Origin of the sequence: Floridaenema evergladense BLCC-F167 (assembly GCF_041929205.2) — a bacterium.
GTDB lineage: Bacteria > Cyanobacteriota > Cyanobacteriia > Cyanobacteriales > Aerosakkonemataceae > Floridanema > Floridanema evergladense.
Window position 1 is genome coordinate 4,039,092 of the sequence record NZ_CM171625.1, and the last position, 24,134, is coordinate 4,063,225.

The 24,134-nt window shown below is 40.5% G+C and carries 25 protein-coding genes, 1 tRNA gene, 3 pseudogenes and 1 other annotated feature; of the genes and pseudogenes, 6 read left to right on the forward strand and 23 right to left on the reverse strand.

Going from position 1 to position 24,134, the window contains the following annotated elements; all coding sequences use genetic code 11:
• Nucleotides 1–35: 35 nt before the first annotated feature.
• The 6 genes and pseudogenes from ACE1CA_RS19690 to ACE1CA_RS19715 form a co-directional block, all read right to left on the reverse strand.
• A complete protein-coding gene (locus ACE1CA_RS19690; RefSeq protein WP_413280436.1) occupies nucleotides 36–1,259 on the reverse strand; it encodes a glycosyltransferase family 4 protein in 1,224 nt (407 codons plus the stop codon).
• Between the two features lie 33 nt (nucleotides 1,260–1,292).
• On the reverse strand, nucleotides 1,293–2,135 hold the full coding sequence (locus tag ACE1CA_RS19695; RefSeq protein WP_413280437.1) for a class I SAM-dependent methyltransferase: 843 nt from the start codon (nucleotides 2,133–2,135) through the stop codon (nucleotides 1,293–1,295).
• A complete protein-coding gene (locus tag ACE1CA_RS19700) occupies nucleotides 2,132–3,163 on the reverse strand; it encodes a glycosyltransferase family 2 protein (protein WP_413280438.1) in 1,032 nt (343 codons plus the stop codon). The genes ACE1CA_RS19695 and ACE1CA_RS19700 overlap by 4 nt, the downstream gene beginning before the upstream one ends.
• Nucleotides 3,153–4,430, reverse strand: coding sequence for an ABC transporter ATP-binding protein (locus ACE1CA_RS19705; RefSeq protein WP_413280439.1), 1,278 nt, complete (start codon nucleotides 4,428–4,430; stop codon nucleotides 3,153–3,155). Before ACE1CA_RS19705 ends, ACE1CA_RS19700 begins: the two co-directional genes overlap by 11 nt.
• A gap of 15 nt (nucleotides 4,431–4,445) precedes the next feature.
• Nucleotides 4,446–5,279, reverse strand: coding sequence for an ABC transporter permease (locus ACE1CA_RS19710; RefSeq protein WP_413280440.1), 834 nt, complete (start codon nucleotides 5,277–5,279; stop codon nucleotides 4,446–4,448).
• Nucleotides 5,280–5,517: 238 nt separating this feature from the next.
• A pseudogene (locus tag ACE1CA_RS19715) lies at nucleotides 5,518–5,733 on the reverse strand (Uma2 family endonuclease); the annotation flags it as partial.
• A 231-nt stretch (nucleotides 5,734–5,964) separates the two neighbouring features.
• On the opposite strand from ACE1CA_RS19715, the gene ACE1CA_RS19720 reads away from it, so the two are divergent.
• The 3 genes from ACE1CA_RS19720 to ACE1CA_RS19730 are packed head-to-tail and all read left to right on the forward strand — an operon-like array spanning nucleotide 5,965 to nucleotide 8,141.
• On the forward strand, nucleotides 5,965–6,702 hold the full coding sequence (locus tag ACE1CA_RS19720; RefSeq protein ID WP_413280442.1) for a Uma2 family endonuclease: 738 nt from the start codon (nucleotides 5,965–5,967) through the stop codon (nucleotides 6,700–6,702).
• Nucleotides 6,703–6,731: 29 nt separating this feature from the next.
• Nucleotides 6,732–7,553: a Uma2 family endonuclease gene (locus tag ACE1CA_RS19725; RefSeq protein WP_486517454.1), complete on the forward strand. Its 822-nt coding sequence runs from the start codon at nucleotides 6,732–6,734 to the stop codon at nucleotides 7,551–7,553.
• A 42-nt stretch (nucleotides 7,554–7,595) separates the two neighbouring features.
• Nucleotides 7,596–8,141, forward strand: coding sequence for a GIY-YIG nuclease family protein (locus ACE1CA_RS19730; RefSeq protein ID WP_413280444.1), 546 nt, complete (start codon nucleotides 7,596–7,598; stop codon nucleotides 8,139–8,141).
• A 55-nt stretch (nucleotides 8,142–8,196) separates the two neighbouring features.
• On the opposite strand, the pseudogene ACE1CA_RS19735 reads toward ACE1CA_RS19730, so the two are convergent.
• From ACE1CA_RS19735 to ACE1CA_RS19810, 16 genes and pseudogenes are all read right to left on the reverse strand, one after another.
• Nucleotides 8,197–8,346, reverse strand: a pseudogene (locus ACE1CA_RS19735) (ATP-binding protein); the annotation flags it as partial.
• Nucleotides 8,347–8,480: 134 nt separating this feature from the next.
• Nucleotides 8,481–8,816: pseudogene (locus ACE1CA_RS19740) on the reverse strand (ATP-binding protein); the annotation flags it as partial.
• Nucleotides 8,817–9,033: 217 nt separating this feature from the next.
• The gene (rplL, locus tag ACE1CA_RS19745; protein ID WP_413280445.1) at nucleotides 9,034–9,432 is read right to left on the reverse strand and encodes a 50S ribosomal protein L7/L12; all 399 of its coding nucleotides are present in this window, start codon (nucleotides 9,430–9,432) and stop codon (nucleotides 9,034–9,036) included.
• 200 nt (nucleotides 9,433–9,632) lie between these two features.
• Nucleotides 9,633–10,184 (reverse strand): 50S ribosomal protein L10, encoded by a 552-nt coding sequence (gene rplJ / locus ACE1CA_RS19750; protein WP_413280446.1) that lies wholly within the window; start codon nucleotides 10,182–10,184, stop codon nucleotides 9,633–9,635.
• Nucleotides 10,185–10,325: 141 nt separating this feature from the next.
• Nucleotides 10,326–10,490 (reverse strand) — a sequence feature (ribosomal protein L10 leader region).
• Between the two features lie 58 nt (nucleotides 10,491–10,548).
• Nucleotides 10,549–11,262, reverse strand: coding sequence for a 50S ribosomal protein L1 (rplA, locus tag ACE1CA_RS19755; protein WP_413280447.1), 714 nt, complete (start codon nucleotides 11,260–11,262; stop codon nucleotides 10,549–10,551).
• Between the two features lie 98 nt (nucleotides 11,263–11,360).
• Nucleotides 11,361–11,786: a 50S ribosomal protein L11 gene (gene rplK / locus ACE1CA_RS19760; protein ID WP_413280448.1), complete on the reverse strand. Its 426-nt coding sequence runs from the start codon at nucleotides 11,784–11,786 to the stop codon at nucleotides 11,361–11,363.
• Between the two features lie 14 nt (nucleotides 11,787–11,800).
• Nucleotides 11,801–12,448 (reverse strand): transcription termination/antitermination protein NusG, encoded by a 648-nt coding sequence (gene nusG / locus ACE1CA_RS19765; protein WP_459563688.1) that lies wholly within the window; start codon nucleotides 12,446–12,448, stop codon nucleotides 11,801–11,803.
• Nucleotides 12,445–12,669, reverse strand: coding sequence for a preprotein translocase subunit SecE (gene secE / locus ACE1CA_RS19770; protein WP_413280450.1), 225 nt, complete (start codon nucleotides 12,667–12,669; stop codon nucleotides 12,445–12,447). The genes nusG and secE overlap by 4 nt, the downstream gene beginning before the upstream one ends.
• A 282-nt stretch (nucleotides 12,670–12,951) precedes the next feature.
• Nucleotides 12,952–13,024, reverse strand: a tRNA-Trp gene (locus ACE1CA_RS19775).
• A 47-nt stretch (nucleotides 13,025–13,071) separates the two neighbouring features.
• Nucleotides 13,072–13,305: a hypothetical protein gene (locus ACE1CA_RS19780; RefSeq protein WP_413280451.1), complete on the reverse strand. Its 234-nt coding sequence runs from the start codon at nucleotides 13,303–13,305 to the stop codon at nucleotides 13,072–13,074.
• Nucleotides 13,306–13,308: 3 nt separating this feature from the next.
• Nucleotides 13,309–13,674 carry a 50S ribosomal protein L19 gene (gene rplS, locus ACE1CA_RS19785; protein ID WP_413280452.1) on the reverse strand — a complete coding sequence of 122 codons (366 nt, stop codon included), beginning with the start codon at nucleotides 13,672–13,674 and terminating at the stop codon, nucleotides 13,309–13,311.
• A 144-nt stretch (nucleotides 13,675–13,818) separates the two neighbouring features.
• Nucleotides 13,819–15,732, reverse strand: coding sequence for an iron uptake porin (locus ACE1CA_RS19790; RefSeq protein WP_413280453.1), 1,914 nt, complete (start codon nucleotides 15,730–15,732; stop codon nucleotides 13,819–13,821).
• A gap of 222 nt (nucleotides 15,733–15,954) precedes the next feature.
• Complete coding sequence (locus tag ACE1CA_RS19795; protein ID WP_413280454.1) at nucleotides 15,955–16,536, reverse strand: Crp/Fnr family transcriptional regulator; 582 nt, start codon at nucleotides 16,534–16,536, stop codon at nucleotides 15,955–15,957.
• A gap of 57 nt (nucleotides 16,537–16,593) precedes the next feature.
• On the reverse strand, nucleotides 16,594–18,741 hold the full coding sequence (locus tag ACE1CA_RS19800; RefSeq protein ID WP_413280455.1) for a PhoX family protein: 2,148 nt from the start codon (nucleotides 18,739–18,741) through the stop codon (nucleotides 16,594–16,596).
• A 164-nt stretch (nucleotides 18,742–18,905) separates the two neighbouring features.
• The gene (locus tag ACE1CA_RS19805) at nucleotides 18,906–19,421 is read right to left on the reverse strand and encodes a L,D-transpeptidase (RefSeq protein WP_413280456.1); all 516 of its coding nucleotides are present in this window, start codon (nucleotides 19,419–19,421) and stop codon (nucleotides 18,906–18,908) included.
• A gap of 59 nt (nucleotides 19,422–19,480) precedes the next feature.
• A complete protein-coding gene (locus ACE1CA_RS19810) occupies nucleotides 19,481–20,116 on the reverse strand; it encodes a bifunctional 4-hydroxy-2-oxoglutarate aldolase/2-dehydro-3-deoxy-phosphogluconate aldolase (protein ID WP_413280457.1) in 636 nt (211 codons plus the stop codon).
• Nucleotides 20,117–20,423: 307 nt separating this feature from the next.
• Between ACE1CA_RS19810 and ACE1CA_RS19815 the strand changes: the two genes are divergently transcribed.
• From ACE1CA_RS19815 to ACE1CA_RS19825, 3 genes are all read left to right on the forward strand, one after another.
• A complete protein-coding gene (locus ACE1CA_RS19815; RefSeq protein ID WP_413280458.1) occupies nucleotides 20,424–21,290 on the forward strand; it encodes a DUF2382 domain-containing protein in 867 nt (288 codons plus the stop codon).
• Between the two features lie 243 nt (nucleotides 21,291–21,533).
• Nucleotides 21,534–22,430, forward strand: coding sequence for a DUF2382 domain-containing protein (locus tag ACE1CA_RS19820; RefSeq protein ID WP_413280459.1), 897 nt, complete (start codon nucleotides 21,534–21,536; stop codon nucleotides 22,428–22,430).
• 123 nt (nucleotides 22,431–22,553) lie between these two features.
• Nucleotides 22,554–23,381 (forward strand): YsnF/AvaK domain-containing protein, encoded by an 828-nt coding sequence (locus ACE1CA_RS19825; protein WP_413280460.1) that lies wholly within the window; start codon nucleotides 22,554–22,556, stop codon nucleotides 23,379–23,381.
• A gap of 524 nt (nucleotides 23,382–23,905) precedes the next feature.
• Here the strand turns inward: ACE1CA_RS19825 and ACE1CA_RS19830 are convergent.
• Nucleotides 23,906–24,079 (reverse strand): hypothetical protein, encoded by a 174-nt coding sequence (locus ACE1CA_RS19830; protein ID WP_413280461.1) that lies wholly within the window; start codon nucleotides 24,077–24,079, stop codon nucleotides 23,906–23,908.
• Nucleotides 24,080–24,134: the final 55 nt, after the last annotated feature.

Sequence of the window (24,134 nt, forward strand, 5' to 3'; positions counted from 1 at the left end):
CAGGTATACAATATAGCTTATGTTGCGATCGCCCTTCAATTTCCTAACAACTGCCGATATAGTTCAATATAACGCTGGGATTGTAGTTCTAGGGAATATTCTTCAACAGCAATCTGACGACAGTTTTGGCTTATCTGAGTTCGGAGATTTGTATCTTCGAGGAGTTCTAGTATACCGTAACAGAACTCTTTAGCATTTTCAGGCTCGGCTAAGTAACCAGTGATGTTGGGGCGCACTAGATCGGGAACGCCACCGATTTTAAAAGAAACCATAGGCGTACCGCAAGCTATACTTTCTTGTAGTACCAAAGGTAAATTATCAGCACGGGTCGGAAAAATAAATAAATCAGCTGCTGAATAAGCAACAGATTTAAGACGATCGCTACTAACATAACCAAGATTGATTGTTTGCATTCCCACAGCTTCGGAGATAGCTTCGCCACTATCACCAAGGATTAACAAAACTGTTTCTTCCTTAAGGGATGCGGGTAAGTTAGAGAGTGCTTTCAGCAGTAAATCTCCTCCTTTACGATTATCTTTCAAGCTTGCTGCCGCAAACATCAAAACTTTTTTGTTAGTTGGGATACCTAGTACATATCGACACTTTTCAGAGTCAAGAGGCTGATAAATTTCCGTGTCTATGCCATTGGGTATCTGATAAATAGGGAACCGACTGAGCATACTCTGTTTAACTTGTTCTGTTAACCAGTTACTGTGAGTTACAATAGTTAGGTTAGAGCGACTGTAAATCCAATTTTTCAGTTTCCATTCTTGGCAAGTATTATCTCTGGCTACACCCGGATATATTTCTAAATAAGGGCATTTTCCACAGCCAATTTTCCAGCGATCGCAGTCATAGCTGTAAGCACAATGCCCTGTAAAGCTCCACATATCATGGAGCGAAAAAACGGCTGGTTTTTGGGATGTTAGTAAGGGAATTGCTAAATAGTTAAAATAATTGCCATGCAAATTATGAAAATTAATGATATCTGCTACTTGGTAAAATTTATGTTTAGGAATATCAAAACTGCTCAGAATATGAATGTAGTTATGACCGAGTTTCCAGGAAATCCGATAAATTAGATTTTCTATAGATAGCTTAGGATGGGGAATAGTTGCTACCCGCTCGCTGTTACTTTTAGCCACTTCCACTAGTAAGCGGGAGTCAATACCTTGATTGAGCAAACCTTGATGCAGGCGATAGGCTGCGATCGCCGCTCCACCTGCTATATCCAACTGGTTAATATGAACTATATTCATAAATTTAATTTTTATTCGGCTCGTTTAACTTAATTACTTAGATGGTTTAATAGCTTCCATAAATAAAGAGTCTGGCTTATAAATTGTTCCATCTGGTTCTGTATCCAGGTTAAAGCTAGACCAGTTTGCTATGTAGCTCTGCGTTGCAGTACGCTGAACTATATTTTCCATACCGCATTTCTTTAATAGAACCGCTAAGGAGTAGCGATCGTACATCCACTGATGAACTTCCCCACTTTGGCGAAATCTTCCTATCTGTAAAAGATTGTATTCTTTACCTAAAATACCCTTCAATAATAACTCTCTCCTATATTTTGGATAGCGGAAAAATCGGTAAACACTCTTCAATAACTTTTCAAGTATGCTTCCTTGTTTAGTTACAGAATCAATTTCTTGCTCGACTTCCAGCAAATTTTTTGCTTCTACCCCGCAACGTTCTAAAACAAATTGCTGATTAGGAAGTGGTTTTCTCTGAAAATAAGTAGCCATTTCTCCTCCTGGATTATTTCTCACAGTTTGGTCATACATTTCTAAGGCTATCCATTCATAATTAAAAGCCCATTCTGGCGAAGCACTACTAGCTTTTTCCAATGCCGTTAGATAGATGCGAACAATCTGTTCAAGGTCGGGAACTGCGATTCTCAAAATACCTTGAGGACGCAAAACACGGTAGCACTCCCTCAAGAATAATTCACCTTGTTTTTTAGAGAAGTGCTCTAATACATGAGAGTGATAAACAACATCAAAAGAGCAGTTGGGAAAGGGGATTCCTTCAATGAGATTGTGGACAATCACCCCCTCACCTGTGGAGACAAAATCGACATTAGTCCAGTCAAGATGAAATCGACTACCACAGCCAAGATTAATGTAGTTCATCTTGCTAACCTGAATGACATTCCCCGGCGTAAGCTCTGCCATACCAATTTGAATCCTGTCTTCAGCAAAAGACTGGTACCAAACCAAATTACTCTCATAGATTGACTGAATTTCAATCCTTCTCTCATTTGAATAACAGTATCTGCTATATTACCCTCTATCAGCATCCTGCTAGCGCTCTCCAAGGTAATCAAAGCCCAATTTTCCCTAGTTTTTTTTACTACTCTGTCCGCACTTGTTTCAGGTAGATATGATTTTATGATTTCAATGCTTCTACGCACATCTTGGATGTTCTCTCCAGTTTGTTTGTAACGTCCTGTGTTAGATGCTGAGTGTACGCGATACAGCGCCAGCGGTTCAACTTCATACCACATAGAGTAGTTTGCAGCTATTCTTGTCCACATTTCCCAATCTTCAGTCCACGAAAGACGATGATCAAAACCTCCCAATCTTTCGTATACTTCGCGTCTTACTACAATTGAAGGTGTAGAAATAGTTTGCATTTGAGCAAGCTTCTCTAACCAATTACTTAGAATACCGCTTTCAGGCTGCTCCAATGCTGTGATAGATTGCCAATGGCTACGCTCATCCATAAAGATCCAACGACAGAAAGAAGCACCTATCTCTGAGTTTTGCTCAAAGGCTTGTTGCATTTTGCGATAAAATCCATCACGCACGCAATCGTCACCGTGCAGTAGATGAATCAATTTCCCTCGCGATCGCTCTAAACAAGTTTGAAAATTTTTTGTATGTCCTACATTCTTTGGTTGTTGATAAAAAACCACGCGATCGCCTGCTAACTCTTTTACCACTTGTTCTAGGTCGTCCTCAGTAGAACAATCATCTATAACCTCAATTTGCATCACATCAGAGCCTAGATCTTGGCTTAACACACTAGTAAGCGTTTCTCTTAAGTACCGCGCACAATTGTAGGTAGGAATCATCACAGACCAAATTGGACGTTCTACTCCCTCTGGAACGGGTGGAACAGGATCGCGATATGGTTCTAAATTTGTTTTATGTTGCATACCAATCAGCCTTGACTAAAATTTTACAGTGGGTTGGTATCCCCGGACTACCCGTACCAAAAAAGTCACCTCCATCTACTATTGCAGATGCCGCGTCTTCAATCCAATCAAATGTTTCTTTATCTCCATGAGTTATGTATATCGAAAATCGGTATAATCCGCTAGCTAATGGTAAATTTTTTACGCCACATAGTATATGACCTTGTTCTGCATTTATCTCTAAGTTGTGATTTGTAAAGTTAGTTCTAAGTAACAATACTCTATTACCTTTTTCATCAAAAAAGTCTAAGCTGACAACTACATCACTTATTTTAGTTCTAATATAATTTACATAGCCGATTTCAAAATAATAATCTTTTCCAGATTGCAAGGTTTTTTCTTCTAATTTAAGTTCATTTAAAATTCTAAAACTCGCTGCTCTTACTCGACCATTACCCGTCCGATCTTTTCGATGAATTAAAGCTAACTGTTGGCCTAGTTCATACGATTTTTCCAGATAAACTTTAACTGCTTCCGAAGCGGTGCTATCTTTGTACAAATTACCAGATTCTAGAACGATTCCCCGACTGCATAAAGATTCTACTGTAGTCATATTGTGGCTTACAAACAACACAGTCCGTCCTTCTCTAGCAACATCTCCCATTTTTCCTAAACATTTTTTTTGAAATTGAGCATCTCCCACTGCTAAAACTTCATCGACAATTAAAATTTCTGGTTCTAAATGCGCTGCCACTGCAAATGCTAAACGAACATACATTCCAGAAGAGTAAAATTTTACAGGTGTATCTAAAAACTTTTCTACTTCGGCAAAAGCGACAATTTCATCAAAATTTTTTCTGATTTCTACTTTGTTCATTCCCAGAATTGCACCATTGAGAAAAATATTTTCTCTTCCGGTCAATTCACCATGAAAACCTGTACCAACTTCTAAAAGACTAGCGACTCTACCGTTAATGTATATCTGCCCAGTTGTTGGTTCTGTAATGCGACTTAATATTTTTAGTAATGTTGATTTTCCCGCGCCGTTTCTACCTATAATACCAACGCGATCGCCCCTCTTTATCTCAAACGATACATCTTTCAATGCCCAAAACTCTTCTTGATGTGGATTGGCAATACTTTTACCAAATGGTTTAAATAATTTCCCTTTTAATGAATAAACTCCTTCAGCGATCGCACTACGCAAAGTTTTATAAGGCTGCTGTTTTTGATGCCCAATAATATATTTTTTCCCTAAGTTTTCTACTCTAATTACAGTATCAGACACGCCTTTGTTACCTACCTAAATTACGTCAGCAAATGTACGTTCCATCTTTCGGAAGTACCAAATACCACTAGCAAATAATAATATAACTAATCCAAAAGAGAGGATAAATCCAGGCCAGTAAATTTGCACTTGCCCTTTTAAAATCGCCCAACGAAAGCCATCTATTACACCTACCATCGGATTTAATGAATAGAGTAAGCGCCATTTTTCAGGAACTATACTGCTACTAAAACCAACTGGGGATATGTATAAGCCAAACTGGACGATAAAAGGGACTATATAGCGGAAGTCACGATATTTTACGTTTAAGGCGGCTAACCATAATCCTCCTCCCATTGCGGCGGCAAATGCGATCGCAATAAACAGCGGTAAAGTTAGAATTCGCCAACTAGGTACAAAGTTATACCAAATCATCAATGCCAGCAAGATCATACCAGAAATCAGAAAATCGACAAAACTCACAATTACGGCAGAAGCAGGGACAATTAATCGCGGAAAATAAACTTTGGAAATTAAGTTGGCATTACTAATTAAGCTATTGCTGCATCCAGAAAGGGAATTAGCAAAGAATTGCCAAGGTAACATTGCCGCAAAAACTAAAATTGGATAAGGTACTCCTTGGGATGGTAATTTGGCTAATTGTCCAAATACTACGGTAAATACAACCATTGTTAAGAAAGGTTGAATTAATGCCCAAGCAATCCCGATCGCAGTCTGTTTATACCTTACCAAAATATCTCGCCACGCTAGGAAATAAAATAATTCCCGATAACTCCATAAGTCTTTCCAATATTGTTTTTCCGTGCGACCTGCTTCAATGATTAATTCTGTCTTATCGTGAGTGGGCATAAATGTCTAGCATCACAGGTAAGGTATTTTTAGGGTGGAGAAGAGATTTGATGGGAAGTTAGAAAAGGCGATCGCCTGTTATCCCCTGTCTTACTACCTCTTCATAGTTGTCAATTCCAGGCACAAATTATTAAGGTCTGTTACTTTTGCTCCTTGATTAACTCTCTAGGTTTCGGTATCCCACAATAAGATAGCATCTTTGGTAGGCAGGTCTAGCAATTTTACTATAAAAGCTTTCTTACAGGGCGATCGCAAAAATCTGCTGAGGTGATAAGTTGAACTGAGGAAAAGTCGGGGAAATAATCGGAGTGTTTTCTGTAAATCGATTCATCTGATATTCTCCCTCCTCCAAAATACAAACAAAAAATGTAGGTTGCTTGGGGTTGCCGATAAATTTTTTCCCTCCCAAGGCTGCATAATCAACAATCCAATATTCCTCAATTCCCATTTCTTTTCGGGATACTAGCTTATAAATTCATCAAAGCTGTATAGTTTAGGTTCAGCTTGGGATTGCGTCATATATCTTTTTTAGATGATTTTGAATGTTTGTAAAATAATTTTCCGCCAAATTTGCCTATCCTTAGCTTTTAAACTTAACCTATTAATTTTAGGATGATAATAACTCACAAACTCCGAGTTAAAATAAAATATATTAAACCCAGCCAATCTAACGAATTAAACGGCTATGGTACAACAACTCCCCGCTGAAACTACTTCAGCAATAATTTACCCAGACAGCGACGGACAACCAATGTCAGACAACACTAAACAATTTCGTTGGATCGTTATTATTAAAGAAAACCTGGAAATTTTGTTTGCTAACAATGATGATGTATTTGTCGCTGGAGATCTGCTTTGGTATCCAGTTGAAGGAAATAATAAAATTCGCCAAGCGCCTGATGCAATGGTAGTGTTTGGTAGACCAAAAGGCGATCGAGGTTCTTACAAACAATGGATAGAAAATAACATTCCTCCCCAAGTAGTTTTTGAAATCCTTTCCCCTGGAAATCGCGCTGGAAAAATGGCAGATAAACTATTGTTTTATCAACGGTATGGAGTCGAAGAATATTATATTTATGATCCTGATGATATTGAATTAGTTGGATTACAACGTTCAGGTGATTGGTTAGAAAAAATTGAGCAAATCAATGGGTGGGTAAGTCCTATTTTAGGTATTCGATTTGAACTCAAAGAAGATACTCTCGAAATTTATCGCCCCGATGGTCAAAAGTTTCTTACTCCTGTGGAATTAGATCAATTACGAGAAGCGGAAAGGCAACGGGCGGAACAGGAACGTCAACGGGCGGAAAATGCGATCGCCCAACTCGAACAAGAAAGAAGGTTACGGGAACAACAACAACAAATTTACCAAGATTTGCTCGAAAAATTACGCCAACAAGGAATTAACCCAGAACAACTTTGAGCAATAACAAAACTCTCGATTAAAAAGCTATGGTACAACAACTTCCCTCCCAAATTACCCCGGAAATAATTTACCCAGACAGCGACGGACAACCAATGTCAGACAACACCAAACAATTTCGTTGGATCGTTATTATTAAAGAAAACTTGGAAATTTTGTTTGCCAACAATGATGATGTATTTGTCGCTGGAGATCTGCTTTGGTATCCAGTTGAAGGAAATAATAAAATTCGCCAAGCGCCTGATGCAATGGTAGTGTTTGGTAGACCAAAAGGCGATCGAGGTTCTTACAAACAATGGACAGAAAACAACATTCCTCCGCAAGTTGTTTTTGAAATTATTTCCCCTGGAAATCGTGCCGGAAAAATGGCAGATAAACTATTGTTTTATCAACGGTATGGAGTCGAAGAATATTATATTTATGATCCTGATGATATTGAATTAGTTGGATTACAACGTTCAGGTGATTGGTTAGAAAAAATTGCTCAGATGAATGGGTGGGTAAGCCCTCTTTTAGGGATTCGATTTGAACTAAAAGAAGATACTCTAGAAATTTATCGCCCCGATGGGCAAAAGTTTCTTACTCCTGTGGAATTAGATAGATTGCGAGAAGCGGAAAGACAAAGGGCGGAACAGGAACGTCAACGGGGGGAACAGGAACGTCAACGGGCGGAACAGGAACGTCAACGGGCGGAACAGGAACGCGAACGGGCGGAACAGGAACGCGAACGGGCGGAACAGGAACGCGAACGGGCGGAAAATGCGATCGGCCAACTAGAACAACAACAACAAATTTACCAAGATTTGCTCGAAAAATTACGTCAACAAGGAATTGACCCCGAACAGTTATAATCAAACCGGAAAAACTTGTAATTTTCTCACCTCAAAACAACTATGTCAACTCCAACTGATACTTCATCACTCGCCAATTTAACCGCAATTAACTATCTCGATGAAAATGGTAAATTACCTACAGAATTATCAGGCAAAGTAGGCGTTTACGCAATTTTTGACCAAACAAAAGTTCTCCAATTTGTTGGTTACTCCCGTGATGTTTATCTCAGTTTAAAACAGCACCTTGTTCGCCAACCACAAAATTGTTATTGGTTAAAAGTCCAAACAATTGAAAAACCTAATCGGACATTTCTCGAAAATACTATGAATAATTGGATTGCCGAAAATGGCACAATACCTGTTGGTAACGATACAGATAAAACCAAATGGACTGATCCTATTGACGTTAAACTTTTAATGTCAGATGAAGAAAAGGCTAATTATGAAAAAGTGACGGGTGAAGAATTAGCACAATCTAAAGTCTTAAAAAAAGTCGCCAGAAGAGTAGAAGCAGAAATTTTAGAAACACTTAAAAATCGTCATTATCAAGAAGAAATCCGCTTTAATCCTAAATTAAAAGAAAGCGGGTTATTAGACTTGAAATAGGCACTGAGTATTGGGGAGCGAAAAAATCCAGACAAATGAGCAATGACAAATTTTATTAAATAGGAATCTCAATAATAAATTCTGTGCCTTCGCCTGGTGCGGAAATGCAGCTTAACCTACCTTGATGTTTTTCTACGACAATCGAATAGCTAATTGATAATCCTAAACCTGTACCACTTCCTACAGGTTTTGTAGTAAAAAATGGACTGACGGGGTGACAACAATCGGTAAACCCCTTACTGCGTGCGGGGTTTACCGATTGTTGTCAAAAAAAAGAGGTCTGCTATTCTCAAGAAGACCTAATTAACGAAAATAATGAATTTTACCATTATTTTACACTTGATACACTAATTCAGTAAAGCGTTGAGCAATGCTGCGATCGCAACTCAATGTATCTGCTACTAACTGATTAATATCTTCCTTACTCAAAGACTTTAACGTTATTGTATTCACAGTTACTTGGTTCTTTATTAGCTTATTCACTGTCAGCATAAACGGATGCACAGGCGAAACCTCGTTATCCCGATAGGCTCCAATAATTAACAAATAACCAGAATCATTCATCAGCAGTTGTAATAGGTTGAGTGATGCTGAATCTGACCACTGTAAATCATCCAGAAATATGACTAAGGGATGCTCAACACTAGTAAAGACTTGAACAAAGTTTTGGAACAATTGAAAAATTTGGCTCTCCCGTACTCATGGTGATAAGTAAACCTAATTAATTAACAAAGTGCTTACTCCACAAGGTTTCCCAGTCCTTAGTCCCCAGTCCCCAGTCCCCAAAACCAGGGTTTTCCACCACAAGTACGGGAGAGCCGAATAGTTAGGGATAAAAAAGGAGCCAATTTTGGCTCCTCGATCGCAATTAAAACTTGAATGCCAGCTAAAGTTACTTGATAGAAACCTTACCGCCAGCTTCTTCTATTTGCTTCTTGGTGTCTTCTGCTACGTCTTTCTTGACATTTTCCTGAATAGGTTTAGGAGCAGATTCTACTAAATCTTTAGCTTCCTTCAGACCTAAGCCAGTGATAGCACGAACTACCTTCAGAATTGCAATCTTCTTATCAGCTGGAACTTCTTCCAAAGTCACAGTAAATTCAGTTTGTTCTTCTACTGGTTCAGCAGGAGCAGCAGCACCACCGCCAGCAGGAGCCGCTATCATCATGCCACCTACGGGAGCAGCAGCACTAACACCAAAAGCTTCTTCAATTTGCTTAACTAATTCAGCAGCTTCTAACAGTGTTAAGCCTTTTAATTTATCCAAAATTTCATCGGTTGCAGCAGACATTGTAAACTCCTAAAAATTAACTAAATTTGGTCATTGGTTGTTAGTCATTTGTTATTAGTCATTGGTTTAGATAGCTAACTCAAAACTAATGACAAATCACAGATAACTAAGTGCAGCACCACAGAAATGATTGAGCAGTTGAAAACAGGTGAAAAGCTGAATATAAAAACCTTCTACCTTCTGCCTTCTGCGTTCTTGCACTAAGCCGCTTCGCTGGGAGCAGCATCTTGTTTATCTTTGTCGGCGTAAGCTTGTAAACCACGCGCCACAGAAGAAGGAACTTCTTTGATTCCCACTGCAATTTTTGCTGCTAGGGAGTTTAAAGCACCTGCAATTTGGGCCATGAGTTGTTCCTTGGATGGCAAATCTGCGATCGCCTTAACATCAGCTTCACTCAAAGCTCGACCATCGAGTACACCACCGCGAAGTGTTGTCTTCTTGGTCGCCTTTTGGAAGTCTTGGTAAGCTTTGATTGCGCCACCAAAATCATCTTTCACCAGCAGGAACGCCGAGGAACCCTTCAAAAATTCCTCCATCGGTTGCCATCTGGTATCACCATCAACGGCAATCCCCATCAAGGTGTTTTTTGTCACCTTGCAACTAGCACCTTTGGGACGCAAGCGCCGCCGCAAATCAGTGATTTCCGCAACGGATAGCCCTTGGTAATCGATGACAAGTGCCAACTGAGACTGACTCAAACTTTCCTTGAGTTCAGTAATAATCTCATCTTTGCTTTCTCTGGTTCTACCCATTCTCGTTTCACCTCCTTTCCTGGTTTAAACTGAGATCTTGCACTACGAGGCGGAGCCTCTGTTTCTCGTTCCCAGGTTCAATCTGGGAACGAGGTCTTGGAGGTTCTACCTCCACTGCTGGAAGATCTGAATTAAATATCCTCACCAACTTAAAGACCCCAGCTACTCAGCCGGGGTCACGTTTAGCATATTTTTCTGCAATTTGCCACTCAATTTGTAGCAAACAGAAAAGCTAAAAGGTGTTTACCTCGGCAGGAAATTAAGCCTTAAAGCACCTGCTGTCATTGGCTTTACCTATTCAGTTGTTGAGTTGGAGTAATTTTAAATCCTAGATCGGGAATCAAATCCAAAATCTAAAATCTCTCTAAGCTGCTTCAGTTGTTTTCAAATCCCGTAGGGCGTTAATATCTACTTGAATGGATGGTCCCATTGTAGAAGATACGTACATAGTCCGCCAATAACGACCTTTAGCTCCTGAAGGGCGGTTCCGATCGATCGTCTCTTGTAAAGCCTTCAAGTTCACCAGCAAATCTTGAGCGGTAAAAGTTGCTTTGCCAAACAGGATATGAACGATCCCAGTACGATCGGCCCGAAATTCTAGTTTACCAGCTTTGAACTCTGCGATCGCAGCTCCCAAATCGAAAGTTACAGTACCACCTTTCGGCGAAGGCATCAAACCACGCGGGCCAAGCAACTTACCCAACTTTGCCACCTGCGGCATCACATCTGGAGTCGCGATCAGCTTATCAAAATCCATCCTACCCTTTTGGATTTCGTCGATCAACTCCTCCGAACCCACTATATCTGCACCTGCATTACTCGCTTCCGTCACCTTTTCCCCACGAGCAATTACAGCTACCCGCACCGTTTGACCAGTTCCTCTGGGCAACACCACCGTTGTCCGTAGTTGTTGGTCAGCATACTTTGGGTCAATACCCAAGCGAATATGAGCTTCTGCTGACTCTGGAAACTTTGCCGTTGCCGTCTCTTTTAATAGATTCAGCGCTTCCAACGGCTGATAAGGTCTTTCTTCGACTTTTTTTTGCAGTTCTTGAAGTCTGCGCGATACTTTTTTCACCTGCTTATCTCCTGGGGTTTCTAACGAAGTCTCCCTTCTCCCCCGATATAGTTAACAAAAATTTGCCACTTGGCTAATCCTAATTTTTGCAGCCAAACCTAATCTGTAACTGTAATACCCATATTCCGGGCTGTGCCTTCTACAATATTCATTGCCGCATCAATGTCATTAGCATTCAAGTCAGGCAATTTAGTTTGGGCTATTTCGCGCAGTTGATCTCTAGTAATCGAGCCAACTTTCTTCCGATTAGGTTGATCTGAACCTTTAGCTACTCCTGCGGCTTTAGTAATTAAAACCGAAGCTGGAGGAGTTTTCAGTACAAAAGTAAAACTGCGATCCTCATAAACCGAAATTTCTACTGGAACTACCATTCCAGCTTGATCGGCAGTTCTGGCGTTATAATCTTTGCAAAACGCCATAATGTTCACCCCATGCTGACCCAGTGCTGGGCCGACAGGTGGGGCTGGATTGGCCTTGCCTGCATTCAAGGCCAATTTAATCATTGCTACAACTTTTTTCGCCATCTATTTTGTTTTTGTTAGCTTTGTTTTTGAACCTGATTAAATTCCAATTCCACTGGCGTATCCCGCCCGAAGATGGATAGTAACGCCTTTAGCTTGCTGCGTTCGGGACTAACTTCAATTACCTCGCCTGCAAAATCTTTGAAAGGCCCAGAAAGAACCATGATTCTGTCTCCCACAGCCATATCGATTTTGACGACAGGTTCCTGTTCGCGTGCTTGCTTGAAGATTCTTTCGACTTCACCATGACTGAGTGGTAGTGGTTTAACGTGACCTCTACCCCTTCCATAGCGGCGTTTTTGTTCTGCCCCGACAAAGTTAATCACATTTGGTGTGTTTTTGACAACCTGCCAGCTTTCATCGTCCATGATCATTTGCACTAGCACGTAGCCGGGGAAAACTTTTTCTTCGCTGTGCTGTCTGCTGCCGTCTTTCCGAATTTTGACAGCAGGTGTCTGAGGAATTTCTATTTGAAAAATCCGATCGGTCACATCTAATGTTTCGATGCGCTGTTCCAGGTTGGTTTTGACGCGCTTTTCACAGCCAGAAGCTACTTGCACAGCATACCACCGAAGTCCTTTGTGAAAGTCTTCTTCGGATAATCCTGCGTCCGATGCTACTTCTTGGAGTTCGCGATCGTCCGATTCATCTACCATAAAACTCATCCAAAAACCCTTGCCGATGCCCAACCAAAAAAGTTGTCTACCAGATAAATCAAAAGTGCCGAGAGAATTACCATGAGAATGACCGCAGCGGATTCGCCGATCAACTGCTGTCTACTAGGCCAGACTACCTTATCTAGTTCTTCTTTTGTTCCTTGTAAAAACTTGACGGCACTAAATCCATCTGGTTTTTCTTCAGTTTCTGCTTCACCTTTTTTCGCCACTTTCCTTCATTCCCCCGTTTTTCTTTCGATTTACAGATTTCTTAAACTATGCCAAGTTTCCCCTGATCGCAATTTCTGCGTTTGGTGGCACCTGTTTAAGAATGCTATTCCTCACAAACCACTCAAACCACTATTTTATATCCTGTTTGTCTGAATCACCATAAGTGGTAGGCAGGAAAATTTATGGTTGAGACAAAGGTAAATGGCAGATGGGAAGAGAGTTTTAGATCGGGTTACTCACAATAAAAAACCCAGACACTCGGAAAAAATCTGGGTTAACTACGCGCCCTGGAGGACTCGAACCCCCGACATCAGGTTTTGGAGACCTGCGTTCTACCAACTGAACTAAGAGCGCTTATTTGTGAGTCTGCTTTGGCTATTTCTCCATTGCATTATCTTAGTTTAGCGCAAAATGAGTTGGGTTGCTAGAAATTTTTGACAATTTATTTCTTCAAGTTTTGGAGTGTAGTTAAAGGCGATCGCTAATCGCCAATGTTTTTCTCTTAGGTAGTAGGTAGTGGGTAGTTGGCGGTCAAAGACTATTAACGATCGCCAATGTTTTTCTCGCCCATCTCCCCATCTCCCCATCTCCCCATCTCCCCATCTCCCCATCTCCCCATCTCCCCATCTCCCCATCTCTTAATTAGTGGAACGATCGAACCTCTGTTTCAGACGAGTTGCTTTACCTACGCGATCGCGCAGATAATACAACTTAGCCCGCCGCACGTCACCGCGACGGATAATCTTAATGCTGGAAATCCGGGGAGAATGGAGTAAAAACACCCGTTCTACACCCACATTTTGGAAAACTTTGCGGACTGTAATGGTTTCATTAATTCCACCATTACGCTTGGCAATCACTACGCCTTCATAAGGCTGTGTCCGTTCCTTGCCGCCTTCTTGAATCACTACGCCAACTTTGATTGTATCGCCGACGTAAATTTCCGGCAGATCCTTTTTCAAATATGACTCTTCAATCGATCGGATCACTTCTTGCGCGTGCATAACTTTTCAAATAAACACACAATTTTTAATCTTACCTCAATTCCTCCTTTTTAGTCAATTGACATTCATAAAATTTCCCAAAAACATTGTAGAGACGTTGTATACAACGTCTCTACAAGGGTTATTTAATTTCTGGAGCCACCCCTAGAAAGTAAAGGTAGTCCGAATAGTTCCTACCCAAATGGTATCGTTGCGATCGTTGTGTTCTGGGTTAAGAATTACAAACCCACCCGGAGTCACCGCAATATTGTTACTGATTCTAATCTTATAGAATGCTTCCAAATGGTAGGAAGTATTTCTGTCTTCCCGATTTGGCACGCCAGACAAACTTCTGAAAGAGCCATCTAAATCGTTGCTGGTAACTTTAGGTGGTACACCAGCCAATAATCCTAAGAAGTTACCTTTAGCACCTAAATCTGGGAAGCCCAGACTCACCGCGTAGTTGATGATATCAGCATTAGCTCCCCGGAAACGACCAGTCTTAGCTTCAGACATTTGGTAGCCAACCCAACCAGAAATCAGGAAACTCTTAGCAATTCGCCAGTTTACTTGTCCACCAAAAGAATTTGTATCTGTGGCAACTGCACCAAAAGGTCTACGAGCAAAATCACTTCCCGTGCTACCACTAACGTCAACTCTGTTTCCTGGTGCATAGTAGCGGACGTAAGTCAAGCCTATATTAAAGTTGCCTTTGGGGAATAAAACTAACTGAGCCAAAGCACCGAATTCACCATCAAACAATCCGTTTTTCCTAGTGGGGTCGTTAGCTCTAGGAGCTAAGTAACCAAAATCTAGACCAATTGCCCCAAAGTCTAAGTTGAGTATTGCCCCAGCACTAGAGGAAGTGTTTACTGTATAGTAAATCGGGTTAAATCGTCCAAAGCGGGAAATAGAGCCAGACCCACTGCTTTCAAACAGGGGGTGAACGTTGTTAACAAAGTCGTTAAACTCACCACTATTAGCAATTAACCAAATTCTGGCATTCTTACCAATGGGGAAGCGATAGTACAAGTCATCTAGCTGAACGTTATTTTGGCTGTCACCGTCATAACCCAGACGAGTCATGTTGGTTCCTGTTACTCCTGTACTTGGTGTTGTAAGTGAAGCAGTAGGAGTCCCAGCAAAAGATGGAATATTTCGGGCTTGCAAACGTACTCTCAACAAATCTCTGCCAGAGAAGCTGGCATCAAAGTTGAGGCGTGCCCGATAGGCAAATATGGGGTTGTCTTCTAAATCTGTAGTATTAGCAGCGGTACGCCCGACTCTGGGAGCAATTGCCTTTTCATCGCCAAAAACACTAGCCAGACCGAAGATTACCTCACCTCTGAGTTTGGTGGTGGTAGAAAATTGTTGAGCTTCTACTTTCTTGACTCTAGCTTCTAAGGCATCGACGCGACCGCGCAGGGTAGCTAGTTCGGCGGCGAATTCTTCTTGTAACCGACGCAAACGGTCTAAGTCTTCTCTACTTACGCCTTGAGGCAGAGAAGCAATTAATTCTTGAATCCGGTCTAAACAGGCATTTAAACCTGCGGCAAACTCGTAACGAGTCATGGCGCGGTTGCCTCGGTAGGTGCGATCGGGATAACCTTCAATACAACCGTAACGCTCTACCAAAGACTGCAATGCTTGAAATGCCCAGCTGGTTGGGTCTACGTCCCGCAGTTGGGAAACGGATGTTACTTGGTCTAAACCTGTTCCTTGATTTGCCGGATTTACCGGAGTTACTGGAGTTTCTTGAATCGGAGCAGCAGGTTCTTGGGTATATTGGTTAATTTGTTGTAGCGTATTACTAACATCTGGCTCACTTTGGAGTTCCGTGTTCTGTGCTAGTCGATCCTGGTTTAGGGAATCGGAGCTAACATCAGATGATGGTAAGGCAGCCAGTGCTGTATTTGATTGATTTAGAGAAGCTTCAACAGGTAAGTCAGTGACAGCTGCATTATCTTTAAACAGCGGCTTGGCTGAATTTTCTGCTGCTACTGCTCCATTAGCTGCAATGATTACGGCACTTAGTACGGCAGGACTCAGTTTCAGAGCTTGCCAAAGAGTTCTTGACATTTTTACTATCCTCACACCTAAATTTGCTTTTCGGAAACTGTCAATAGTTTGACTTCAACCGATCGCCAACTGTTCCACTTGATTTTTACTCTTAATTTTAGCTATACATTACTTCTTACTGCATCAAGTATGTATAACTAAATTAAGTGGCATATATTACCTCTACATAAGGTAGCACAAGAGATGATTATCATCCTACTGCTTTAACAATCTGTTTTAAGTTTAAGATTTCAACTTCTGGACTGGTTGGCACAAAACCAAATAGCGACCATGACGTTTTAAAATTTCTTCCTCTTCAAATTGTTTCAGGAGTCTGGTGACAGTTACTCTGGTTGTACAAATTGCTTCGGAAAGAGCTTGATGGGTCAAAGGTAATTCAATTAGTTTTCCTTGTTCCACATCCCGACCGAATTTTCGTGCCAACCAATCTAGTAGCTGTAGTAAGCGGGTAGGAACAGGTCTACAATGAACGATGTTGAGTAATTCTTCACTGAGTCTAATGTGAGCGATCGCTCCATCAATATACTGATACCAGACATTACTGGGCAATAAATTTACCTCAACACTAGTTAAACATTCTATTTGATAAGGCTCCAGGTTTGTTAAAGGTTTTCCCACAAGATCTCCTGCACCCCAGAATCCCAATATAATTGGTTTTCCGTCTTCACTCCAGGTTAGAGTACGAACAACTCCTCGTTCGATTTTCCACAAAATATCAGGCTGTAATGTTAACAGGTCATAACGGCTAAAGGTTAGCTGTTTCAGAGGAGTAGAATTTACAGATGTAGGCACAGAAATTAACATAGATTCTAGGGGGTAAGGGATAGTTGGTTGATGATATTGATGCTAGGTAAATTACCATTAAGCAATAGGTTGACCATCTAAACGACGGATGGCAATTACCGCAGGTTTTGGAGGATCGTTGGCAGCTTTTCCCGGCCAATTAGAACCAATGGGAATAGTCCGAGTTTGGTTAAATTTCTCCCCATTAGTTGTGTGCATGGTAAATTCGCGAGTTTCTGCCGTAGAATTTTGTCTAGTTCCGTAAACTTCTCCTGGATGTTGCACTGATAGAAATAATGTTTGCTGGTCTTGAGTAAAAAACGGTCCAGTAGTTTCGCATTCCATTGGCCCTATTCCGAATAAATAGGCATTACCAGCATTATCTCCTGTAGTCGGAATGAACCAAATAGAATTATTGCCAAAGGAACCAACACCATCTTTACCTTTAGGATTATTCTGTTTTCCAGTGGACATATCTGTTACCATCCAGACATTTTGATTGTTGTCAATTACTAGATTGTCTGGGTTAGAAAAACCTGCCCCACCTGCTATTGGTTCTCCACCTACGGCTAACATTTTCCACTGAAAAGTTAAAGCATCTGGTTGATTTTTATCTTCAATCAAGTGCATTATCCAACCGTATTCCCAAGGCGTTTTGCCTTTTAGCCCTTTGAAAATGCGCTTGTCTGGTGCGCCGTCACCACCGGGAGAACCGGAGGTAAAGGTAATATACAAAGAACCATCTGGGGCAATTTCTGTGTCTTCGGGACGGGCGGTACAGGTGGCACCAGCAGCATTAGCGGCGAAGTGGGCATCGATCAGAATTGCGCCTTGTTTTTCCTCTGGAGTGCCAATGTAAAGGTCGCCCAAGGTTTTAAATTTTTGTTTAAAATTGGCAACTTCTGCGTTTGATTTGGCTTTGTAGATGCCGCCTTCGGGACGCTTGGGTAGGAGGACAAGACTACCAACTAAGTTGCTAGGTAACACGGGGTTTACGGGAGTACTGGGTTTTAAAGGAATCCATTTGCCTGTGCCGTCGGGGTTGAATATGGCTGCATAGAGCATTCCTTGGCGTAATAGGTTGGAGTTGGCTTTGTTTTTCGGGTCTTGGACTTTGCCTGTACTGATAAATTTATACAGGTGTCCGCCTCTACGATCGCACCCCGAATAAAACGCCAGTGGTTTACCCGCTTCGGCTCTCACCCCTACCGCTTCATGTCTGTAGCGTCCCAACCAAGTATGTTTAATTCCATAATCTTTCGGATTGGCTGGATCGACTTCCACAATCCAGCCATATTTGTTACCAGCTAATCCCAGTACATTTCCTTGACCGGACAATTCACCGTCATCAATTACAAAATTGTTTTTCCCTGGATCGAAAGAAGTGCCATCAGCATAAACTGGTTCCGGTACTTGATTTTGGAAGTTTTCTTCCGCACTTAAAACTGTACCCCAAGGAGTTGTTCCCCCAGCACAATTGGCAAAAGTTCCAATAATTCTTGCCCCTAAATTATCTACGTAACCTTGCCCGGTTTTTTTCCGTAAAACAAAGACTCCCGGGCCACTTACATCTAAATATTTACCGTCTTTTAAACCACTAATTCCTGTAATTCGACGGTCTGATGGGGAATTAGTTCTCTCCCATTTTCCCTCAGCATTTTTGCGAATTGAAATGATGCCTATTCCTTGATCTATTAAAGCTTCTTCCGAAATTTGTTGAATTTTTGCTTTTAAATCTGCCTGTTCCGGTGGTAAAGCAAAAGCATTAATTCCGTTATTTCCAACTTTTTTTAGCTCTGCCTGAATTTCGGCAGCAGGTAATTTTTTGCCTACAACTTTCTCGAAGGTTTGAAACCAGGGTATAGTGCTAATATATTCAAAATTAATTGTTAAATATCCTTCATTTTTACCTGTTTGTACAAAAGACAGATAATCATTGTTATAACCAAACCGAGAATCACCGATTTTTTCTCCCCAAGCACCGACAATATCGTAGGTGTAACCTTCTGGTAATACTAGGTCGTCTGCTATTTCGTACTTGCTAAAATCTGCTATTTGTTGTGCTACTGGAACATCGTTAATTTCCAGGGGCATTGGCCCTTTTACTGGTTGAAAGCCTATTCCACTCAAAATACCTTTTTTTTGTTTGACAAGATAAGTACCAAGAGCTACTGTGGCAGCACCTGCTCCCAACAAGAATAGGAAGTCGCGGCGTTTTAGTTTCATAAATCAAAAATCAGGTAATAATAACGAGCAGGGCGAGAAAAAATTATAACTGCGCCCTTTATTGTATTTCTCTTAGTTTAGGGACAAGTAAGGGTTTGGTAATCTTCAGGTTAAGCGAGTTGGGTCAGGGGAACTGGGAACCTGACGGGTAATGAGTATGGAGTCTAATCATGTACGATCACTGGTGTTCCGACGCTTGCCCAATTGAATAACCATGCAGCATGATTTGGTGCTACGTTAATGCAGCCGTGACTGACTGGTGTACCGAAACGGTTATGCCAGTAAGCACCGTGAATGGCGTAGCCTCTATGAAAGTACATGGTGTAAGGTACGTCGGGGACATCATAGCCTGGGCCTGTCATTCTGGCGACACGGTGCTTAGTTTGAATGGCGAAGGTTCCTAAAAGGGTTGGTGTTTCTGTTTTTCCGGTGGAAATGACGATCGCGTAAACTGGTTTTGTTCCTTCCCAAGCAATTAATCTTTGATTGGAAAGGTCGATTTGAATCCAGCGTTGCTCTGTTTCTTGCAATTCTAAGATTTTGTTAGCAATTCGATCGGCTTGTGCGGTTCTCGCCTCTGAGGTATTTGACCATGCGGGTAGTCCGGTGCAACTAATTACTGCACTGACTAATAAGGCACCAAAATAACGTAAACAGACAGAAGAGATAGTTTTATTCATGATTTTTACCTCTCCGGGTCGAGGGTTCGATTTCATGTTAATCAAATTAATTGATGGGGTCAATCATTGATTTGTTGCATGAGGTTTTTCGCGTTTCTACTAATTGCTTGCCAATCTGCTTTATTAATTAAACTTTGGGGAAATAGGTCTCCTGCGAGTCCGACGGCGATCGCACCTGCTTGCAAAAATTCTTTGGCATTTTTTAAGGTTACTCCCCCAGTGGGAATTAAGGGAATATTTCCTAATGGCCCTTGTAAACTACGAATATAGCTCGATCCTCCTACGGCTTGAATCGGAAATACTTTTACACAATTAGCGCCAGCTTGCCAAGCGCTGACAATTTCGGTTGGTGAAAGTGCGCCGGGAATGATCGGAATATTTGCTTTTATTGCAGTTTTAATTAAGGTTAAATCAACGTGGGGAGTAAAGAGAAATTCTGCGCCAGAGGCGATCGCTTTTTCCAGTTGTTCTGAATTTAACAAAGTGCCGCTGCCTATTTGACAATCTGGTAATTCTGAGCGCAAATAACTAATAGTTTTTTCTGGACGATCGCTATTCCAAGTAATCTCAATCAATTTCATTCCTCCCGCTGCTACAGCTTTCGCCATTAAACAACTCTCTTGCCAATTTTGGGCGCGAATTACTGCGATCGCTCGTTCTTGCTGTAACACTTCTAACCACTTTTGACTAGACATTTCCCTTTCTTTTACTTTCAGCAATTTTTTGTATGCTATTATTTGCTGATTGTTTCCCTAGCAACACTTTTTACCAGCCTTTATTTTAATAAATTAATTTGATTTACTTCTTTCATTAACTTAAAATATTTATCTTAACATTTTATATTTTTAAATAAAATAAAGTTTTATTTAATTGACTAAATTGATTTTAACTATTTATCTCCGATGACAGAGCGACCAACAAAGGGAATAATTCGCTGGAAAGAGGTATCCAAAAGATTTTTTTTATAACATTTACCTGTAAGACAAGTCGAGGAAGCAAGTTATGGCTTTAGCAAAAATTGAAGATTTTTACCCTAATTACCGTGATGAATTATTTGACGGTGAAGATGTCAAGGGATTGGATGTTTATGCTGATGGCAGCGACGACAAGATCGGTTCAATCAAAGACGTTTTAGTTGACGATCAAAGTGGTCGTTTCCGGTACTTTGTTGTAGATACAGGCTTTTGGGTATTTGGCAAAAAAGTATTACTACCTGTTGGTCGCTCTCGCATTGATGCTAACGCAGAACGCATTTATGCAGTGGGATTAACTAAAGAACAAGTTGAACAATTGCCTAATTTTGATGAGCTTGAAAGAGTCAATTACGATTACGAAGATCAAGTAAGAGAAGTTTATCATCCTCAAACTACTCCGCAACCAGCTGTTACTTCACCAGTAGTTGTTGCTAATGAAATGAATACCTACGACTATGAACAACAGCCAAGTTTGTATGGTATTAACGACAACGATCATCAAAAATTGAGACTGTACGAAGAACGTTTAGTTGCTAATAAAACGCGCCGCAAAGCAGGCGAAGTAGCTATTGGTAAGCAGGTGGAAACTGAAACTGCTAGAGTTTCTGTTCCGGTAGAAAAAGAAAGAGTGATCGTGGAACGGACTACTCCTGTAGATGCGGGAACTGCAACTGGTGCAAATCCAGATGCCTTTAGAGAAGGCGAAATGGCACGCATGGAAATTTATGAAGAAGTGCCAGAAATTCGCAAAGAAGCTTTTGTACGGGAAGAAGTTACTGTTAGAAAAGAAGTCGATCGCGAAAACGTAACTTCAGAAGAAACCCTGCGTCGTGAAGAGTTGAATATCGACAATCAAGGCAATTTGAAAGAGGAAACAATTCGTCGTGCAGAATAAAGTTTTCCTGTAAAACTTTACTGGATATTGTTTTACTCAAACCAACACAGCTTCCGCTACATTTGCATTTTGGTGTAAGCGGAAGCTGTAATATTATCAATTCTGCTATATAAATTTTGTTAGTAACCACTCAATAATTTTATATTAAAACAAGCAGTTACATCTCTAGGAAGAGGCAAATAAATAAGTGAATTTATTATGTTTATAGATATCGAATAAATGTTGGTAATGGAGATTAAGAATATGGCATTAATGAAATTGGAAGACTTCGATCCTAACTATATCCAAACCTTTGAAGGTGATGACGTTAAAGGTTTTGGAGTTTATACCGAATCTGACGAAAAAATTGGCTCAGTCAGCGATGTCTTAGTTGATGAAGATGGACGTTTTCGTTATTTAGTAGTTGATTTAGGCTTTTGGATTTTTGGCAAGAAAGTTTTATTTCCTGTAGGTCTTTCCCGCATCGATTATAATTCCGATCGCGTTTATGCTGTGAACATGACTAGAAAACAGGCGGAAGATTTACCAGAGTTTAACGATCGCACTGTAGCAGATTACGATTATGAAGAAAGAGTGCGAAATGTTTATCGCAATTCTTACAATGCTCCGGTAGATACTCCTGTAAGTGCAGATTATCCAGTTTCTACTCCAGAAGCAATGGGTAATACAGGATATAGTACCTTCGATCGCAACAATTACAATTACGATCGAGAACCAACATTCTTTGGTATGAACGATCGCGATCACCAAACTTTTAGACTGTATGAAGAGCGATTAATTGCTGACAAAATTCGTCGCAAAGCAGGTGAAGTAGCAATTGGTAAGCACGTGGAAACCGAGACTGCTAGAGTTTCAGTTCCAGTGGAAAAAGAGCGAGTAGTAATTGAACGGAATACACCCGTTGATGCAGGTAGTGCAATTGCTCCTGGCGATGCTGATTTCCGCGAAGGCGAAGTAGTACGCATGGAGATTTATGAAGAAACTCCTGACATTTACAAAGAAGCTTTTGTACGTGAAGAAGTGACAATTAAAAAAGTAGTCGATCGCGATACAGTCGATCGGGAAGATACCATTCGTCGGGAAAGATTGGATATCGATACTGATGGTAATCCCATTGTTGAAAATACCGATCGTCTCTAAGGAACTTTGACTAACAAATTGTAAAAATTTAACTGAAACGAGCGCTTAAAAAATACTCAGGCGGGGCAAAATAAAGCTCTGCCTATGCTTTTAAATAGCCTTTCATCAATTAAAATGGGGGAAATGATGAACGACCAAGCTGCAACAAAAAAACAGGAAATCGCCAAACACAATTTAAGAGTTAGAGCTTTGTTAAACAAGTTGAAAAGTAAGCTAAATAACTTTCAAGTTTTGGATAACAAAGGTTTGTATATTGGCGTAGTGAAAGACATTTACTTAAGTAACAATCGCCAGATTCTTTTACTGATATCTACCACAGAGCCAGATTCTCAATTTTCCATGACAAGTAATCAAATTCAGGAAGTTGATTACTCGAATAAAGTAATTTTGACGAGTATTGATAAATCAGAAATTCAGCCAATTCTCACATCTGCCCAAACTCAAGTAGTAAGTGAAGAAATTGCCGAACCTAGTTTACCTGAGAGCTATATCAATGAGGAAGATTACTCGCCATCACCGACAGCAGATGTAGCAGAAGAAGAAGTGATTCGTCTTCTAGAAGAGAGGTTAATCATCAATCAACAAAAACGCAAAGTAGGTGAAGTAATTGTCCGTAAAGAAATTGAAACTCGCATGGTAGAAGTGCCTGTTCAATACGAGAAATTGATTGTTGAACAAGTTAGCCCAGAACCTAAAATCATTGCTGAAGTAGATTTAACTCAACCACAAGATGTTGCTACTACTAGCAATGACGTTGCTGCTAACCAAACTAGCACTAACAACATTGTAAAAGGAGAATTTATTTCTCCAAAAACTGTCAGTCTTTTATTAGATGCTATTGATAGACAAAAGCATCATGATTGCCAATTAGTGCGAGTAGAAATTGTACTGGGAAGTTCGGAAAATCAAAAAACTTATCAGGAGTGGTTCGATCGCTGTTCTGGTACATAAACCTTTCTACACATTCCTAAGAAACTGTACAGAAAGCTCTCTATGGGCAGAAACTTTTACCAACAAATAAGTTAACTGCCCAATTTTTGTTTAGTACAGATGCCTTATATCAATTACTCAATATCACCGCGTTCCCGCGTCCCTATGTCAGCCATCTGTAGCAACCTTAAATGGAAATGATATAATTAGAGTTAATTTTCAGCAATTTCTCCGGTCAAAATACGCAAAAGACCAAAGTTACCTTCAATAAGTAAGGAAACAAGCGTATGTAAATAGTTACTGAGCAATAATAATTATTTGTTACTTCCCCTAAGATTTACGCAAATTTTCGTAAAACTGCTGAAATCCCTGGTAAAAAATGGTTCAATATGAGTTAATGTAGCTGGGAACGCAAGCTTACAGATCCCAGAATTCTTCAGGTTGGGTGCAAAAAGTGATACTTTACAGGCAGAATCAGCTGTGGTTTACGATTACCTTGTCAAACAGGGGTACAAAGAAACACACTAGTGAAAGAAGGCAGAAGGCTAACGCACGGCTTCATCTGTTTTTAACAGTATAGTTTGCTTCTCTCCCAGAAAGTCGCGTTTTTTGAGCGATAAGCTGTTGTTGCCATGCCAAACTAAATTAGTTGCATCTATGTGAAATTTCCGAGCAAAAGCGCCTTCATGGATTAAAGTTTTAGTAAAAGTACTTAACAATTTGTCTTTTAGGTATAAGATTTTCTGAGAAAAAGCAAATACTTCGTTAAATTAT

Bases quoted from the DNA above. Each gene is read 5' to 3' on its own strand.
- ACE1CA_RS19825 (WP_413280460.1), top strand. From the start codon at position 22,554: ATGATGAACGACCAAGCTGCAACAAAAAAACAGGAAATCGCCAAACAC.
- ACE1CA_RS19725 (WP_486517454.1), top strand. From the start codon at position 6,732: ATGGTACAACAACTTCCCTCCCAAATTACCCCGGAAATAATTTACCCA.
- ACE1CA_RS19780 (WP_413280451.1), bottom strand. From the start codon at position 13,305: ATGGGGAGATGGGGAGATGGGGAGATGGGGAGATGGGGAGATGGGGAG.
- ACE1CA_RS19810 (WP_413280457.1), bottom strand. From the start codon at position 20,116: ATGTCTAGTCAAAAGTGGTTAGAAGTGTTACAGCAAGAACGAGCGATC.
- rplJ (WP_413280446.1), bottom strand. From the start codon at position 10,184: ATGGGTAGAACCAGAGAAAGCAAAGATGAGATTATTACTGAACTCAAG.
- ACE1CA_RS19815 (WP_413280458.1), top strand. From the start codon at position 20,424: ATGGCTTTAGCAAAAATTGAAGATTTTTACCCTAATTACCGTGATGAA.
- ACE1CA_RS19790 (WP_413280453.1), bottom strand. From the start codon at position 15,732: ATGTCAAGAACTCTTTGGCAAGCTCTGAAACTGAGTCCTGCCGTACTA.
- ACE1CA_RS19730 (WP_413280444.1), top strand. From the start codon at position 7,596: ATGTCAACTCCAACTGATACTTCATCACTCGCCAATTTAACCGCAATT.
- rplS (WP_413280452.1), bottom strand. From the start codon at position 13,674: ATGCACGCGCAAGAAGTGATCCGATCGATTGAAGAGTCATATTTGAAA.
- ACE1CA_RS19690 (WP_413280436.1), bottom strand. From the start codon at position 1,259: ATGAATATAGTTCATATTAACCAGTTGGATATAGCAGGTGGAGCGGCG.
- rplK (WP_413280448.1), bottom strand. From the start codon at position 11,786: ATGGCGAAAAAAGTTGTAGCAATGATTAAATTGGCCTTGAATGCAGGC.
- ACE1CA_RS19700 (WP_413280438.1), bottom strand. From the start codon at position 3,163: ATGCAACATAAAACAAATTTAGAACCATATCGCGATCCTGTTCCACCC.
- ACE1CA_RS19805 (WP_413280456.1), bottom strand. From the start codon at position 19,421: ATGAATAAAACTATCTCTTCTGTCTGTTTACGTTATTTTGGTGCCTTA.
- ACE1CA_RS19710 (WP_413280440.1), bottom strand. From the start codon at position 5,279: ATGCCCACTCACGATAAGACAGAATTAATCATTGAAGCAGGTCGCACG.
- rplL (WP_413280445.1), bottom strand. From the start codon at position 9,432: ATGTCTGCTGCAACCGATGAAATTTTGGATAAATTAAAAGGCTTAACA.
- ACE1CA_RS19720 (WP_413280442.1), top strand. From the start codon at position 5,965: ATGGTACAACAACTCCCCGCTGAAACTACTTCAGCAATAATTTACCCA.
- ACE1CA_RS19800 (WP_413280455.1), bottom strand. From the start codon at position 18,741: ATGAAACTAAAACGCCGCGACTTCCTATTCTTGTTGGGAGCAGGTGCT.
- ACE1CA_RS19820 (WP_413280459.1), top strand. From the start codon at position 21,534: ATGGCATTAATGAAATTGGAAGACTTCGATCCTAACTATATCCAAACC.
- ACE1CA_RS19795 (WP_413280454.1), bottom strand. From the start codon at position 16,536: ATGTTAATTTCTGTGCCTACATCTGTAAATTCTACTCCTCTGAAACAG.
- nusG (WP_459563688.1), bottom strand. From the start codon at position 12,448: ATGAGTTTTATGGTAGATGAATCGGACGATCGCGAACTCCAAGAAGTA.
- ACE1CA_RS19695 (WP_413280437.1), bottom strand. From the start codon at position 2,135: ATGAACTACATTAATCTTGGCTGTGGTAGTCGATTTCATCTTGACTGG.